At 68.3% G+C, this 16,035-nt stretch carries 13 protein-coding genes; 5 read left to right on the top strand and 8 right to left on the bottom strand.

Annotated features, from left to right (window positions below):
* The first annotated feature begins 3 nt into the window (after positions 1-3).
* Positions 4-2,253: a serine/threonine-protein kinase gene (locus ABI214_RS18440; protein ID WP_348603962.1), complete on the top strand. Its 2,250-nt coding sequence runs from the start codon at positions 4-6 to the stop codon at positions 2,251-2,253.
* 228 nt (positions 2,254-2,481) lie between these two features.
* Here ABI214_RS18440 and ctaD read toward each other — a convergent pair whose 3' ends face one another.
* From ctaD to pta, 3 genes are all read right to left on the bottom strand, one after another.
* Positions 2,482-4,230 carry an aa3-type cytochrome oxidase subunit I gene (gene ctaD, locus ABI214_RS18435; RefSeq protein WP_348603961.1) on the bottom strand — a complete coding sequence of 583 codons (1,749 nt, stop codon included), beginning with the start codon at positions 4,228-4,230 and terminating at the stop codon, positions 2,482-2,484.
* Positions 4,231-4,314: 84 nt separating this feature from the next.
* Positions 4,315-5,505 (bottom strand): acetate/propionate family kinase, encoded by a 1,191-nt coding sequence (locus ABI214_RS18430; RefSeq protein ID WP_348603960.1) that lies wholly within the window; start codon positions 5,503-5,505, stop codon positions 4,315-4,317.
* Positions 5,502-7,598, bottom strand: a complete 2,097-nt coding sequence (pta, locus tag ABI214_RS18425; RefSeq protein ID WP_348603959.1) for a phosphate acetyltransferase — start codon at positions 7,596-7,598, stop codon at positions 5,502-5,504. The genes ABI214_RS18430 and pta overlap by 4 nt, the downstream gene beginning before the upstream one ends.
* Positions 7,599-7,637: 39 nt before the next feature.
* Between pta and ABI214_RS18420 the strand changes: the two genes are divergently transcribed.
* A complete protein-coding gene (locus ABI214_RS18420) occupies positions 7,638-8,147 on the top strand; it encodes a nitroreductase/quinone reductase family protein (RefSeq protein WP_348603958.1) in 510 nt (169 codons plus the stop codon).
* Positions 8,148-8,227: 80 nt separating this feature from the next.
* Here ABI214_RS18420 and ABI214_RS18415 read toward each other — a convergent pair whose 3' ends face one another.
* The 4 genes from ABI214_RS18415 to ABI214_RS18400 all read right to left on the bottom strand — a co-directional run bounded on the left by ABI214_RS18415 (position 8,228) and on the right by ABI214_RS18400 (position 11,182).
* Positions 8,228-8,830: a suppressor of fused domain protein gene (locus tag ABI214_RS18415; protein WP_348603957.1), complete on the bottom strand. Its 603-nt coding sequence runs from the start codon at positions 8,828-8,830 to the stop codon at positions 8,228-8,230.
* Between the two features lie 38 nt (positions 8,831-8,868).
* Positions 8,869-9,882 (bottom strand): glucose-6-phosphate dehydrogenase (coenzyme-F420), encoded by a 1,014-nt coding sequence (fgd, locus tag ABI214_RS18410; protein ID WP_348603956.1) that lies wholly within the window; start codon positions 9,880-9,882, stop codon positions 8,869-8,871.
* Between the two features lie 74 nt (positions 9,883-9,956).
* Positions 9,957-10,457 carry an RDD family protein gene (locus ABI214_RS18405; RefSeq protein ID WP_348603955.1) on the bottom strand — a complete coding sequence of 167 codons (501 nt, stop codon included), beginning with the start codon at positions 10,455-10,457 and terminating at the stop codon, positions 9,957-9,959.
* A complete protein-coding gene (locus ABI214_RS18400) occupies positions 10,454-11,182 on the bottom strand; it encodes a hypothetical protein (RefSeq protein WP_348603954.1) in 729 nt (242 codons plus the stop codon). The genes ABI214_RS18405 and ABI214_RS18400 overlap by 4 nt, the downstream gene beginning before the upstream one ends.
* Positions 11,183-11,333: 151 nt before the next feature.
* Between ABI214_RS18400 and ABI214_RS18395 the strand changes: the two genes are divergently transcribed.
* Together ABI214_RS18395 and ABI214_RS18390 are read left to right on the top strand one after the other, a co-directional pair.
* Positions 11,334-12,332 (top strand): alpha/beta hydrolase, encoded by a 999-nt coding sequence (locus ABI214_RS18395; RefSeq protein WP_348603953.1) that lies wholly within the window; start codon positions 11,334-11,336, stop codon positions 12,330-12,332.
* Between the two features lie 53 nt (positions 12,333-12,385).
* Positions 12,386-13,144, top strand: coding sequence for an HAD-IIA family hydrolase (locus ABI214_RS18390; RefSeq protein WP_348611748.1), 759 nt, complete (start codon positions 12,386-12,388; stop codon positions 13,142-13,144).
* A gap of 11 nt (positions 13,145-13,155) precedes the next feature.
* Here the strand turns inward: ABI214_RS18390 and ABI214_RS18385 are convergent, their stop codons facing one another.
* Positions 13,156-14,295, bottom strand: coding sequence for a serine hydrolase domain-containing protein (locus ABI214_RS18385; protein ID WP_348603952.1), 1,140 nt, complete (start codon positions 14,293-14,295; stop codon positions 13,156-13,158).
* A gap of 259 nt (positions 14,296-14,554) precedes the next feature.
* Here ABI214_RS18385 and ABI214_RS18380 point away from each other — a divergent pair, with 259 nt between their 5' ends.
* Positions 14,555-16,000 carry an MFS transporter gene (locus ABI214_RS18380; RefSeq protein WP_348603951.1) on the top strand — a complete coding sequence of 482 codons (1,446 nt, stop codon included), beginning with the start codon at positions 14,555-14,557 and terminating at the stop codon, positions 15,998-16,000.
* Positions 16,001-16,035: the final 35 nt, after the last annotated feature.

Genomic DNA, 16,035 nt, shown 5'->3' with positions numbered 1-16,035 from the left:
TGCATGACGGGAAAGGATGCCGACGAACACGGCACCGGCGAGACCGGTGACCTCTCGAGCACCCGTGCCGCGACACCGGTCGACGACCCGATGGCGACCGCGGCACAGGAGGTGGTGCCCACCACCGGACGGCGCGCGCGCACCCAGCGCACCCGCACCCGCCGCGTGCTCGGCGGCGGACTGGTCGAGGTGCCGCCGGTTCCGGTGCAACAACCCCAGTCGGTGATCCTCAGCGATCCGCGAGTACCCGAACGCAAGCGGTTCTGCTGGAAGTGCAACAACCCGGTCGGCCGCTCGACGAAGGACGGCCCCGGCGCCACGTCCGGGATCTGCCCCCACTGTGGGTCCCGATTCGAGTTCTCCCCGCTGTTGTCCCCCGGGATGGTGATCGCCGGTCAGTACGAGGTGCAGGGGTGCATCGCGCACGGGGGTCTGGGCTGGATCTACCTGGCGATCGACCGCAACGTCGACAACCGCTGGGTGGTCTTGAAGGGTCTGCTGCAGCTCGGCGACGCCGAGGCGCACGCGGTGGCGGCCGCGGAACGTCAGTTCCTCGCCGAGGTGAGACACCCGAGCATCGTCGAGATCTACAACTTCGTCGAGTACCAGGAGGAGGGTTCACCGCCCGCCGGCTACCTGGTGATGGAGTACGTCGGCGGAAGTTCGCTGCGCGACATCCTCGCAGCATGCAAACGTCCCGAGCGCCTGCCGGTCGAACAGGCCATCGCCTACATCCTCGAGATCCTGCCCGCCCTGGAGTATCTGCACTCGATGGGTCTGGCCTACAACGACCTCAAGCCCGACAACATCATGGTCACCGACGTGCAACTCAAGCTGATCGACCTGGGGGCCGTGGCGCCGCTCGAGAGCTACGGCTACCTGTACGGCACCCCGGGGTTCCAGGCGCCCGAGATCACCGAGACCGGACCGACCGTCGCGTCCGACATCTACACCGTCGGAAGAACTCTCGCGGTGCTCACCCTCGACCTGCCGACCACGAACGGCCGCTACGCCGACGGGCTGCCGACACCGGCGAAGGCGCCGCTGCTCGCCCGATACGACTCCTTCCGTCGGCTGCTGCTGCGGGCCACAGCTTCCGACCCCGAGCGGCGCTTCCGCTCCGCCACCGAGATGTCGGGACAGCTCACCGGGGTGCTGCGCGAGATAGTCTCGCTCCAGTCCGACGAGGAACATCCGATCCTGTCGACGGTCTTCACCCGCCAGCGCGCAGTGTTCGGCTCCGACGAGTTCGTCGAGCAGACAGACGTTTTCGCCGACGGCATCGAGCGCGACCGGACCCTCAACCCGCGGAAGGTGGCGCAGGCCCTCGCGGTGCCGCTGGTCGATCCCGACGATCCCGGAGCGCCCGTGGTGAACGCGGCCGCGCACAGCGATCCCCGGCTGACGCTCGACGTCCTCGACCGGGCCCGCGAGAGCCTCGACCGGGACACCCCGGAATCCCCGGAGCTGCTTCTCGCCGAGGTTCGGGCGCACCTCGATCTCGGTGACGCGGACCGTGCGCGTCGGTTGCTGCGCCCCTTGGCGGCCGCCCATCCGAACGACTGGCGAATCGAATGGTACCGGGGCATCGCCGCACTGATCCTCAACGAATTGGCTTCCGCCTACATGGCGTTCGACAACGTCCACACCGCGCTGCCGGGCGAGGTCTCCCCGCAGCTGGCGATGGCCGCCGCCGCCGAACTGCTACTCGAACACAGCACCGAACCCGGCATCGACCGATGGCGTCTGCCGGCGCTCGCGTTCTACCGGACGGTGTGGCGGATGGACCGGAACATCGTGAGCGCCGCGTTCGGCCTGGCCCGACGACTCGCGTCGGACGGCGATGTCCACGGCGCCGTCGGCGCGCTGGACCAGGTCCCGGCCGGCTCGCGCAGCTACGGCGCCGCCCGCATGACGGCGGTCCTGACGTACCTGTCGGTGCGGCCGATCGGCAACATCAGTGAGGCGACGCTGCGCGAGTGTGCCCGGCGAGTGGAAGCACTGCCCCGCACCGAGATCCGCGCCCCGCAGATGCGGACGGTGGTTCTCGGCACGGCACTGCAGTGGCTCCTCGCCGGGCACACCCCCACCACGGCACACGAGCCGCTGCTCGGTGTCCCCTTCACCGAGCGCGGCCTGCGTGCGGGCACCGAATCCGCGTTACGAGCGATGGCGCGCGGCGCGCCTACCGCGACCCACCGCTACACGCTCGTGGACCTCGCGAACGCGGTGCGTCCTCGCAGCCTGTTCTGAGCGCGGCACCGCGACGACTCCCGCTGCCGGACTCCTGGATTCGTGCTCCGACCCATGCGAGCGCCGCGAGGACCAGCACGGCCGCCACCGGGATCGGGAGCACCAACGGGGTCGCCAACGTCAGCGCCACGGTGAGCAGCGGCGCCAACATCCGTCCCGGCTCGGGGCGGAGGTCCACGCCCGGGGCGTGGGCCATCCAGTCGCGGTACCGCCTGCCGTCGTCCATCGTCAGACCGTCGTTTCCTGCTTCAGTTCGACGGCCTTGTCGTCGCGGTGTCCGAGGCCCACGTGCGCCTCGGCCCGCATGCGGTCGACCATGTGCGGGTAGTGCAACTCGAAGGCCGGTCGCTCCGAACGGATCCGGGGCAGCTCGGTGAAGTTGTGCCGCGGCGGCGGGCAGCTGGTGGCCCACTCGAGCGAGTTGCCGTAGCCCCACGGGTCGTCGACGGTCACGATCGGGCCGTAGCGGTAGCTCTTGAAGACGTTCCACAGGAACGGCAGCGTCGAGGCGCCCAGGATGAATGAGCCGACCGTGGAGATCGTGTTGAGCGTGGTGAACCCGTCGGTGGGAAGGTAGTCGGCGTAGCGGCGCGGCATGCCCGACGCACCCAGCCAGTGCTGGACGAGGAACGTGGTGTGGAAGCCGATGAGCGTGGTCCAGAAGTGCCACTTCGCGAGGCGCTCGTCCATCATGCGGCCGGTCATCTTCGGGAACCAGAAGTAGATGCCCGCGTAGGTGGCGAACACGATGGTGCCGAAGAGGACGTAGTGGAAGTGCGCGACGACGAAATACGTGTCGGTGACGTGGAAGTCGAGCGGCGGGCTCGCCAGCAGCACGCCGGAAAGGCCACCGAAGAGGAAGGTCACCAGGAAGCCGACCGCGAACAGCATCGGCGACTCGAACGTCAACTGTCCGCGCCACATGGTGCCGATCCAGTTGAAGAACTTCACGCCGGTCGGGACCGCGATGAGGAACGTCATGAACGAGAAGAACGGCAGCAGAACCGCACCCGTGGCGTACATGTGGTGCGCCCACACGGCGATCGACAGGGCCGCGATGCCCATGGTGGCGTAGACCAGGCCGCTGTAACCGAAGATCGGCTTACGCGAGAAGACCGGGAAGATCTCCGAGACGATGCCGAAGAACGGCAACGCGATCACGTACACCTCGGGATGACCGAAGAACCAGAACAGGTGCTGCCACAACATGACTCCGCCGGTCGCGGGGTCGAAAAGGTGCGCACCGAGGTGTCGGTCCACCCACAGACCGATCAGGGCGGCAGCCAGCAGCGGGAACACCAGCAGGATCAGCAGCGACGTGATCAGGATGTTCCACGTGAAGATCGGCATGCGGAACATCGTCATGCCGGGGGCACGCAGGCACACGATGGTGGTGATGAAGTTGACGCCGCCGAGGATGGTGCCGACACCGCCGAGCGCCAATCCGATGATCCACAGGTCGGCGCCGACGCCCGGTGTGTGCACCGCATTCGACAACGGCACGTAGGCGGTCCACCCGAAGTCGGCGGCACCACCGGGGGTGATGAAGCCGGCCATCGCGATCAGACCACCGAAGAGGTAGAACCAGTAGCTCAGCGAGTTGAGCCGCGGGAAGCTGACATCCGGCGCGCCGATCTGCAGCGGGACGATGTAGTTCGCGAAGCCGAACACGACCGGGGTCGCGTACAGCAGCAGCATGATCGTGCCGTGCATCGTGAACAGCTGGTTGAACTGCTCGTTCGACAGGAACTGCAGACCCGGGATCGCCAACTCGCTCCGCATCAGCAGCGCCATGAGGCCGCCGATGAGGAAGAACGCGAACGCGGTGACCAGGTACATGATCCCGAGCACCTTGGGGTCGGTGGTCGTGATCATCTTGTAGATGAACGAGCCCTTGCGTCCGCGACCGGAGGGAGCCGGCCGGGACGCTGTCAGCGTTCGGGGTGGAGCGAGATCGATCTCGGGGTTGGCAACCATACCCGGAATAGTCGGACTTCCGAGGGCTCCGCGGCGAGGGCCTAAGGTCCCGATCCCCCGCGCCGAGTGACACTTCTTCCCGAATCAGACCAGAGCGATCGCCTTACGTGCTATGGCGAGCTCCTCGTTGGTGGGCACCACGAGGACTTCCACCGCGGAGTCGTCGGCGCTGATCCGCCGCTCGCCGGTCTCCGTCGACGCGTTGCGCGTGTCGTCCACCACAATACCGAGGCGGCCCAGTCCGGCAAGGGCATCACGGCGCACGTCCACATCGTGTTCGCCGACGCCGCCGGTGAAGGTGATGACGTCCACGCCGCCCAACTCCACGAGGTACGCCCCGATGTACCGACGCAACCGGTGCACGTAGACGTCGTACGCGAGCTTGGCCGCGGGGTCCCCGTCGGCGACCATCTGCCGCAGTGCCCGGAAGTCGTTCTCGCCGCACAGCCCCTTCAGACCGGAGTGCCGGTTGAGCAGGTCGTCGAGTTCGTCGCCCTTCATGCCGGCGTTCCGGTTCAGGTGCAGGATCACACCGGGATCCAGGTCTCCGCTGCGGGTGCCCATCACCAGTCCCTCGAGCGGTGTCATGCCCATCGACGTGTCGACGGCGCGTCCGCCCCGGATCGCCGCGGCCGACGCCCCGTTTCCGAGGTGGAGGACGATCTGGTCCAGCTCGCCGTAGTCGCGGTCCACGAACGCGGCGGCCCGCTCGCTGACGTACTCGTGCGACGTCCCGTGGAAGCCGTAGCGGCGCACCCCGTTCGCGCGTGCCACCTCCGCGTCGATCGCGTAGGTGGCGGCGGCCTCCGGCAGCGTGTGGAAGTAGGCGGTGTCGAACACCGCGACGTGCGGGACGTCGGGGAGGAGTCGGCGCGCCACCTCGATCCCGACGACGTTCGGCGGATTGTGCAGCGGGGCCAGCGGCGACAGCCTGCGCAATTCGGCGACGACGTCGTCGTCGACGACGGTCGGCTCCCGGAACACCGGCCCGCCGTGCACGACGCGGTGGCCCACCGCCACGACGCCCCAGTCGCTGAGGGAGCGTCCGGCCTCGGCGATGACGTCCTCCGCGGCGTGCAGCCCCGCCGTGTGGTCGGGGATGACGAGTTCGCGCTCGAGCACGCCCCCCGGGTGGTGGTAGACGATGCGGCCCGACGACTCCCCGATCCGTTCGACGAGCCCCGACCCGACGGCGTCGCCCACCCTCGGGTGGACGAGCTGGAACTTGATCGACGACGACCCCGAATTAATCACCAGCACAACCGGTTCGGTCACTTCTGCACCACCTTCACGGGAACGTCCTGGGCCTGGATCGCGGTGATGGCGACGGTGTTGACGATGTCCTGCACCAGCGCACCGCGGGACAGGTCGTTCACCGGCTTGTTCAACCCCTGCAGCACCGGCCCGACCGCGACCGCACCGGCACTGCGCTGCACCGCCTTGTACGTGTTGTTGCCGGTGTTGAGGTCCGGGAACACGAACACCGTCGCCCGCCCCGCCACCTGCGACTCCGGGAGCTTGGTGTGCGCGACCGTCGGCTCGACGGCCGCGTCGTACTGGATCGGACCTTCCACCAACAGATCCGGCCGCCGCTCACGCACCAGCGCGGTCGCGGTGCGCACCTTGTCGACACCGATGCCGGTTCCGGACTCACCCGTCGAGTAGGAGAGCATCGCGATGCGCGGATCGATCCCGAACCTGGCCGCGGTCTCGGCCGACGAGATCGCGATGTCGGCCAGCTGCTCGGCTGACGGATCCGGCACGACGGCGCAGTCCCCGTACGCCAGCACCCGGTCGGCGAGACACATCAGGAAGACGCTCGACACGGTCGACACACCCGGTTGCGTCTTGATGATCTCGAGCGACGGCCGGATCGTGTGCGCGGTGGTGTGCGCCGCGCCGGACACCATGCCGTCCGCGATCCCCTTGTACACCATCATCGTGCCGAAGTACGAGATGTCGGCCATGATCTCGCGGGCCCGCTCGATCGTCATGCCGCGGTGGGCGCGGATCCTCGCGTACTCGGCAGCGAACTCCGACAGGTAGTCCGACCGCTTCGGATCCAGGACCGTCGCAGACGACAGGTCCACACCGAGTTCCGCGGCGCGGGCACGGACACTGGACTCGTCGCCGAGGATCGTCAGGTCGACCACCCGACGACGCAGCAGACGCCCCGCCGCGCGCAGGATCCGGTCGTCGTCACCCTCCGGCAGCACGATCCGCTTGCGCTCGGCCCGAGCCCGATCGAGCAACTGGTACTCGAACATCTGCGGTGTCACCACCGACGGCAACTTCACCTGCAGCCGTTCGATGAGCGTCGGCGCGTGCACCCTCCGCTCCATCAGCGCGAGCGCGGTGTCGATCTTGCGCAGCGAGCCCACCGAGACCCGGCCGCGGGTCTGTGCCGCGATGTTGGCGGTGTCGAAGGAATCGAAGTGCGTGGCCAGCATCGGTAGCCGCGGACTCAGACCGGCGATCAGACGCGCCACCGATCGGTGCGGCTCGATCCCGCCACTCATGACGATGCCCGACAACGACGGGAACCCCTGCGCGTCATGAGCGTTGACGAGGGCGAGCAGGACGTCGGACCGGTCCCCCGGCACGATCACCAGCGACCCCTCCTTGATCCGTTCGAGGATGTGCTCGGCGGTCATCGCGCCGACGGTCACCTCCAGCGCCTCGCGCTGCAGCAACGCCGTGTCACCGCAGTACAGTTCGCCGTCGACCGCGGTCCGGAGCTCGGCGACCGTGGGCGCGACGAGCAGCGGGATCTCCGGCAGGCTCCACACCGGCACCCCCGCCGCCTCGGGGGCCGCGGCGTACTCCTCCAGCCGGTCCGGATCGCAGCGGTTCACCACTATTGCCACCAGATGTGCGTGCTGCGCAGCGAGTTCCGCGGTGCACAGGTTCGCCAGCTGGGCCACCTCGTGCGGGCTGCGGTGGGCACCGCGCAAGGTCAGCAGCACCGGCGCCTCGAGGTTGGCCGCGATGCGCGCGTTGTAGCCGAGTTCGCTGGGGCTGGCGACGTCGGTGTAGTCGCTGCCCACGACCACGACGGCGTCGCACTGCTCGGCCACCTGGTGGTACCGGGACACGATCTCGCTCAGCGCCGCGTCCGGGTCCGAGTGGACCTGCTCGTACGTCACGCCCATGCACTGGTCGTAGCTCAGGTCGGCGGTGGTGTGGTCGATCAGCAGTTCCAGGATGTGATCGGTCTCGTCGGCCGACCGCGCGATCGGGCGGAACACCCCCACCCGGGCGGTGGACGCGCACAGCATCTGCAGCACGCCCAGGGCCACCGTGGACTTGCCGGTGTCCCCCTCCGGTGACGCGATGTAGACGCTCGACACGGTGCCCGAATCAGCCATGAGCGACAGCCTAGTGACGATCGCGCATAATCGGCGTCCATGAGCGATTCGTCATTCCCGGACGTCCGCTGGGGTTCGGAGAACAGCATCCTCCGCCGGCCCGGCATCGCGTTCGCGTCGACCACGCTGGGTTCGTGGACCATCCGCAAGCTCGCAGGCGTGGACCGGCGACTTCTCGAGCGCAGCAAGGGCCGGTTCACCGTCCTCGGCCCGATCGGGGCACCGACGGTCCTGCTGAACACCGTCGGACGCAAGTCCGGGCAGCGGCGCACCAGCCCGCTCCTGTACCTGCGCGACGGCGACCGCCTGGTGGTCGTGGGCAGCAACTTCGGCCAGGACCATCACCCGGCGTGGACGTCGAATCTGCTGGCGCAACCCGAGGCGAGCGTGACGATGGCCGGACGCGACATCCCGGTCCTGGCCGCCCAGGTCACCGGCGAGGAGAAGGAACGGCTGTACAAGCAGTTCGTCGAACTGGCCGGCGCCTACGCCGTCTACCAGGGCCGCACCGACCGGGACATCCGGATGTTCGCCCTCACCCGCCGCTGACCGGCCTCGACCCCATGTGGCCGAATGTCACATACGTTCAGTTGGACTGGACGTATGTGACATTCGGCCGTCACGGCAGATCAGACAACCGAGGCGCGATCGATGTCGGACACGTCGGCGCCGGCCGCTTCGAGTCGCGTGAACAGTTCGTCGGTGCCGAACCGGGAAGCGAACTGCAACTCGGAGTCGGTGATCGGCACCGCCTGCAACCAGGTGGTCACGTCCTCGGCCCGTTCGACGAGGATCTCGAGCGCCGACCAGATGAACGGGACGACCAGCAGCACGTGCCGGGTGGAACGGCCCGGATCGGCTGCGTGAACGGCGTTGGGAACGATGGCGTTCGGGGTGACGTGCAGCGATCCGGACGCGACCTGGAACGCGCACTGGGCGAGGACGTCGGCGAGAGACCGATAGTCGGCGCGGCCGACGGTGATCAGCTCGGTGCGAATCGGGCGGCCGTCCTCGGTGGTGACGTTCGTCGGGAACCGCGCCATGTCGAGGGTCGCGTAGGACGCGTAGCCCGGGCCGGGGCATCCGTCGCCGACCGCGATCGACACCTCGGGCGGATCCTCGCCGTCTCCGTCCGCGTCGACCGCCGCCCGGAACCGCAACACCTGCGGCGGCACGCCGAATACGTCACCGATTCGGCGTGCCGCGGCCCGGACTTCCTCGCTGGCTTCCATGGGGACGAGCCTAGTTGCCGGTCCCGGGCGAACCGGTGTCAGGCCAGCGCGCGCAGACGCGGTGCGAGGTCGCGCTCGAACAGGTCCAGGAACCGCTTCTGGTCGTGGCCGGGCGCGTGGAACACCAGGTGGTTCAGGCCCGCGTCCAGGTACGGCTTGATCATCTCGACCGCCTCGTCCGGATCGGACGAGACGATCCACCGCTTGGCCACCTGCTCGATCGGCAACGCGTCCGCCGCGGCCTCCATCTCGATCGGATCCTCGATGCTGTGCTTCTGCTCCGCGGTGAGCGACAGCGGCGCCCAGAACCGGGTGTTCTCCAGCGCGGCCGCGGGATCGGTGTCGTACGAAATCTTGATCTCGATCATCCGATCGATGTCGGCGAAGTTGCGGGCCGCCTTCTCGGCGCCCTCCTTCACCGCGGGGATCAGCTTCTCGGTGTACAGGTCCATGCCCTTGCCGGACGTGCAGATGAAGCCCTCGCCCGCGCGGCCCGCGTAACGCGCGACCACCGGGCCGCCGGCCGCGACGTAGACCGGGATACCGCCCTCGGGGACGTCGTAGATCGAGGCACCCTTGGTGCTGTAATACTCGCCCTCGAAGTCCACACGGTCGCCGGTCCACAGATCGCGCATCAACTGCACCGACTCCCGCAACCGTGCGAACCGCTCCTTGAACTCCGGCCACTCGCCCTTGAAGCCGGTCGCGATCTCGTTGAGCGCCTCACCGGTGCCGACACCGAGCATCACACGCCCCGGGTACAGGCACCCCATCGTCGCGAACGCCTGCGCCACCACCGCCGGGTTGTAGCGGAACGTCGGGGTCATCACCGACGTCCCAAGCTGCAGACGCTGCGTGCGCTCACCGACCGCCGTCATCCACGCGATCGAGAACGGCGCGTGGCCGCCGTTGTGCCGCCACGGCTGGAAGTGGTCGCTGACGGTGACGCTGTCGAGGCCGTGTTCCTCGGCCATCACCCCAAGCTCGACGAGGTCGCGCGGGCCGAACTGCTCCGCGGACGCCTTCAAACCCAACTTCAGTCCCTGTACCACCGGTTCTCCGATCGTCTACCCGATTCGATTGGCTTCGAGTATGCCCCGCGTCACTCCCGGGCTACAGCCCCCTCTCATCGGTCGCGGTCGGTGGGGTGCGCGAGATCGTGTTCGACCAGATCCGGGGCGGGTGTCCAGTCGTAGACGACGGACGTTCGCAAAAGGATGTCCTGGAGGGATCTACGGCGCACATCGACGGCGGCCCAGAACAGCCCGAATCCGAAGAGCACGCACAGCACCGCGCGGAGCGCGCACCGCGGCAGCCGGACCAGTCGGCCGTCGCGACTGACCAGACGCAGACCCATCGCGACCGCGCCGACCGAGCGTCCACTGGTTGCCCAGCACACCGTCAGGTACAGCACCGACAGCCCGAGGAAGGTCGTGATCGACAGCAGCAGCTGCGTGTGCGGGAATCGAAACTCCTGCGGCGAGAACAACAACCGGGCGAAGACGAGGGCCGCGTAGATCACCCCCATCTGGAAGAGCACCACTCCGATGTCGATGAGTGCCGCGAGACCGCGGGTGACGATGCCGGCGGGGCGGTGAGCCGGAGCCGACTGCCGAACATCGGTCACGAGTCACCGCTCTCGCGGCCGAACAGCCGTCCGACGAAGCCCGCGACGGCGTCGTCGGCGGCCATGCCCTGCGTCCGCGCACCGCGTACCGCCTCGGTCGACATCGAACTCGTCGATTCCCGGATGATCCGGGGCAGGTCGACGCCGTCGATCACCTCGTTGGACAGCCCGACCAGGTCGATCCGTTCGATCACCGCGTCCACGTCCACCTTCGCGGCGATCGCGTCGACGTCGACGCGGTCGACGATTCGCCCGATGTCGACCCGATCGACGATCCGCTCGACGTCCACCCGGCCGGCGACGTCGTTCACGTCGACGCGATCGAGGATCGGCGCGATGTCCACCCGTGCCGCAATCGCGTCGACGTCGACCCGATCCACTATGTGCTCGATGTCCACCCGGTCGACGATCCGCTCGACGTCGATGCCTTCGGCAATCGTGTCGAGGTCGACGTGATCGCGCACCACGGTCGTGATGTCCACCTCCGCCAACGCGGCGGCCACCACTCGGCGAACGACCAGTCGCAGCAGCCGATCGGTGACGGCGTCCGCCACCCTGAGCGTCTCGGCACCCCGCGCATCCAGCGCTGCGAGGCCGGGCCCGACAACGGGTAACCGCGACGCCACGTCCAGCGTCGTGGTCGCCGCCAGCCGCGCGCCGTCGCCGAGCAGCGTTACGAATCCGGCCATCACGCGTACCGGATCCGGGATTCGATTGCCATCCATACAGACATCCAAGACTCAACAGGCGGGATTGTCGACATGCAGGCACGTCGCGTCCGCGATCCGCTCCCCCAGCCGGATGCCCCGCGGATATGCTGTGCTGAGCTTCATTCAGCCGGAAAGCAATTCAGGCCAACTCGGCCGGAGGTGCGCGATGAGAAGCTCCGGAACGACGGTCGGTGCAACGGCACGCCGGATCCTCCGTTCACTCGTCCTCGTCGGGATGACGGTGGCCGCGATGGCCGGGACGGCGCTCACCGCGCAGGCCGCACCGTCGAACGTCGCGGGCATAGTCCAGGTGAGCGACCGCGTGACCCGGATCTCGGTGTACTCGCCGTCGATGGATCGGGTGGTCACGAGCGACGTCATCCACCCCGTCGGCGGGGGTCCCGCGCCCACGTTCTACCTGCTGACCGGGATCGGTGGCGGCGAGGACGGCATCTCGTGGTTCAACAACACGAAGGTCGCGCAGTTCTTCGCGGACAAGCACGTCAACGTGGTGCTGCCGGTGGGCGGCAAGTTCTCGATGTACACCGACTGGGTCTCCGACGACCCGGTGCTGGGCCGCAACAAGTGGCAGACGTTCCTCACACGCGAGCTGCCGCCCGTGATCGACCGGCAGTTCGGGACCACCGGCGTCAACGCCATAGGCGGCGTGTCGATGGGAGCCGGGCCGGTGCTCGACCTCGCGATCCAGGCGCCCGACGTCTACCGCGCCGTCGGCTCGTACAGCGGGTGCGCGCAGACCAGCGACCCCAACGGGCAGGCCATGGTCCGATCGATGGTCGAACTGCGCGGCGGGGGCAACGCGGCCAACATGTGGGGTCCGAGCGGTGGTCCGCTGTGGATCCAGCACGACCCCGTCGTGCAGGCGGAACGGTTGCGCGGCAAGGCGTTGTACCTGTCCGCTGCGTCCGGTGTGCCGGGACCGATCGACGACCACAACCCGCTGCTGACCATCCCGCAGGCGATCGGCGGCGGAGTGGTGGAGGCGATCACGCAGGGCTGCACCGCGGTGATGGACGCGCGACTGCGCTCGCTCGGGATCCCGGCGACGGTCGTCTACCGCAATCAGGGCAGCCACTCGTGGGGCCTGTTCGAGGCCGAGATGCAGGACTCGTGGGCGGTGATCGGGCCGGCGATCGGGGCATGACGGATACTGGAGTCGTGAGTACCGACGAGCGGAACCCCGGTTGGACCTATCTCATGGACATGGACGGGGTGCTGGTCCACGAGGAACACATCATTCCCGGCGCCGATGACTTCCTGGCCGAGCTGCAAGAGGCCGGAACCCCCTTCATCGTGCTGACCAACAACTCCATCCGTACCCCGCGCGACCTGCGCGCCCGATTGCTGCGCAGCGGTCTCGACATCCCCGAGCAGTCGATCTGGACGTCGGCGCTCGCCACCGCGACCTTCCTGAAGAACCAGCGCCCCGGCGGAAGCGCTTACGTGGTGGGCGAATCCGGTCTGACGACGGCGCTGCACGAGATCGGCTACGTCCTCACCGACAACGACCCCGACTACGTGGTGCTCGGCGAGACCCGCACCTACTCCTTCGAGGCGATCACCACCGCGATCCGCCTGGTCGAGCGGGGCGCCCGATTCATCGCCACCAACCCGGACGCAACCGGTCCGTCCCGCGAGGGTTCGCTTCCCGCAACGGGTTCGGTCGCGGCACTCATCACGCGCGCGACGGGCCGCGAACCGTACTACGTGGGCAAGCCGAACCCACTGATGATGCGTTCGGCGCTGCGCGCGATCGGGGCGCACTCGGAGAACACGCTCATGATCGGAGACCGGATGGACACCGACGTCGTGTCGGGCCTCGAGGCCGGTCTGCAGACCATCCTGGTGCTCAGCGGCATCTCCACCCGTCAGACCGTCGAGACGTTCCCGTACCGGCCGACGCTGGTGCTCGAGTCGGTCGCAGATCTGGTGGGGCGCACCGCGAACCCCTTCTGAAAAAAGATGTTTCACATGATCGCGGCGTAGGCGGCCTCGATCAGCCGGTGCGCCCGACGGTCGCCGGCGAAGTAGTCGCGCTTGAGATTCGGCACGAACGCGAGCGCCAGGCCGTGGTCGGGATCGCCCAATCCCACCGCCCCGCCCGCACCCGGATGCCCGAACGCGGCGGACGCCACCTCGGGAAGCTCGAAACTCTGCGCGGGACGCATGAACCCGAGCCCGTATGCGCTGTCGGTGAGCAGCACCTGATCCAGTCCCCGCACCCGCACGCGGAGCGCGTCGGACAGGGTCTCGTGACTCAGCGACACCCCGTGCACCAGGTCCCGGTAGAAGCGGGCGAGGGCGCGGGCCGTCGTCACCATGCCCGCCGACGGCCACCCGCCCGCCAGCAGGGCCGGGTCGTTGTACGACGCCGCCGGATTGGCGGTGGCGCGGAAGATGAGCGACGCCGGTTCCGCGTACGCGGCACCTATCCGGGTCTGGGTGGCGATGTCCGTCAACGCCGATTTCGGTTCACCGCGGCGCGGGACGCTGATCCGCGCCGCTCGCTCGATCGTGCCCGGTGGTGCCCCGATCCACAGGTCCGAACCGAACTCGTCGCGCACGAACCGGCCCACCGTCGTCCCCGCATGCCGGCGCACCGCTTCGGCGATCAGCCACCCGAATGTGAGCGCGTGGTAGCCGAACGCGGTTCCTGGTTCCCACTCCGGCGCCTGCCGAGCGAGTCGCCGGGCCATCTCGACCGGATCGGCGGCCTGAGCGACGGACACCGGGCCGTCGAAGGCGGGCAGACCCGCCTGGTGCGTCAGCAGGTGCTCGAGTGTGACACCGCTCTTGCCGTTCTCCGCGAACTCCGGCCACCACTCGGCCACCGGTTCGTCGAGGGTGACGTAGCCGCGTTCGACGAGCAACAGCGCTGCGGCCGCCGTCACGGCCTTGGTGCACGAGAACACCACGCATGGTGTGTCCCACGCCCACTCCCGTCCGGTGCCCCGATCCGCGACGCCGCCCCACAGGTCCACCACCGACCGGCCGTCCGCGAACACCGCCACCGCGGCACCCAGATTCTGCCCGTCCTCGAAGCTCTCCTCGAACACCTGACGAACACCGTCGAACGCCGAATCACACTGACCCTGTACAGATGTCATGAACACCTCGAATCGGGCGTGGCCCCACTGCAGTCCCGGTTGCCAGGCTAGGACGCACCCCGCGTGCGGTGCGTCAATTCTCCCGATCGAGCCCAGAATGGGTGTTGTGTGGCGGCATCGGGTCGACGAAATTCGCACCTCGGCCGTTTGGGCGGGACGCCTCCAAGGGTTTCACCCGGTGCGAGCCAAGCGCGCGGGCACACGGTGGGGACGGCGCGAGAGCCCTCGTGCCGCTCCCACGACACACCAAGGACACCCGATGCCGGTCGAAACAATTCCGAAGGGCGTCGCAACGCGACGCGCAACCCTGATCGTGGTCTGCGTGACCACGGCGATGTTGATGCTCGACATCGCCGTGGTCAACACCGCCCTGCCCTCCATCGCGGTCGATCTCGACACCGGCGTGAGCGGGCTGCAGTGGGTCGTCGACGCCTACACGCTGGCGTTGGCGACCGTGGTCCTCAGCGCCGGATCGTGGGCTGACCGGCGTGGGCGTCGCTACGTGTTCGAAATCGGCATCGCGGCGTTCACCGTCGCCTCGCTGATCTGCACGGTGGCGCCGGACATCTTGGTGCTCGACCTTGCACGCACGGTGCAAGGGGTCGGCGCCGCCGTCATGTTCGCCTGCTCGCTCGCACTCCTCGCCGACGTGTTCGAGAAGGGTCCCGCGCGCACCACGGCGCTGGCCGCGTACGGCGCCACGATCGGCGGGGCGTTCGCGATCGGTCCGCTGGTCGGCGGTCTGCTGACCGAGCTGGTGCACTGGCGGGCCATTTTCCTGATCAACGTCCCGATCGGACTGCTGACACTCGCCGTCACTGTCAGGTGGGTGCCGGAGTCGCGGGACCCGAACCCCCGCGGTGCCGACGTGATCGGACAGATCCTCGTCTGCATCGGGTTGGGCGCGCTCGTTTTCGGGCTGTTGCGCGGCAACGAGGTCGGATGGACCGCGCCGGCGACGGTTGTCGCTCTCGTCGTCGGTGCCGTCGCGCTGATCGGATTCGTCGGATACGAACTGCGGGCGCGTGAACCGATGTTGCCGCCGCAGCTGCTGACGAACCGGGCGTTCGCGGGCGCGCAGGTCGCGGCCTTCGCGATCTCGGCGTCGTTGTTCGCGGTGTTCGTCTACACCACGATCTACCTGCAGAACATCCTGCACTTGTCGCCTGTCGAGGCGGGGTTGGTGTACCTGCCCGCGACGGTCGCCATGTTCGTCGTCGCAGGCGCAACCGCGAAACTCGACGGCCGAATCCCTGTGTCGGTCACGCTGACTGCTTCGCTGATCTTGGTGGCTTCGGGCTTGGTGATGATGACCGTCGTGGACGTGTCCAGCTCGAAGTACGCGATCCTGCCCGGGTTCGCCGTCGCCCTGGTGGGCGCCGGAGTGTTCAATCCGGTGATGAGCGGGCTGGTGCTTGGGGAGAGCACTGCCGACCACTTCGGGTTGGCCGCCGGCATCAACGACGCATTCCGCCAGACCGGGATTGCTGTGGGCGTGGCCGGTCTCGGAGCCCTCCTGCCCGCGCAATCGATGCTGCCGGGGGGATCGCCGGAGGACTTCGTCTCCGGCCTCCACGCCGCGCTGATGGTCGCCTCACTCGTCGCGGCGCTCGGAGCGCTGGTCTGCGCGGCAACCCTGCCCGCGCGACGTTCTGCGCGTCGGAGCGCCGACGGTGTCGGTGAGGTCGTTTCGGCAGTGCGATGATCGTTTTGCCGTACATCGACGCCTCTCGGTCCCTA

Source organism: Prescottella soli (genome assembly GCF_040024445.1).
GTDB classification, from domain to species: domain Bacteria; phylum Actinomycetota; class Actinomycetes; order Mycobacteriales; family Mycobacteriaceae; genus Prescottella; species Prescottella soli.
This window is presented reverse-complemented; position numbering and strand designations above follow the sequence as displayed.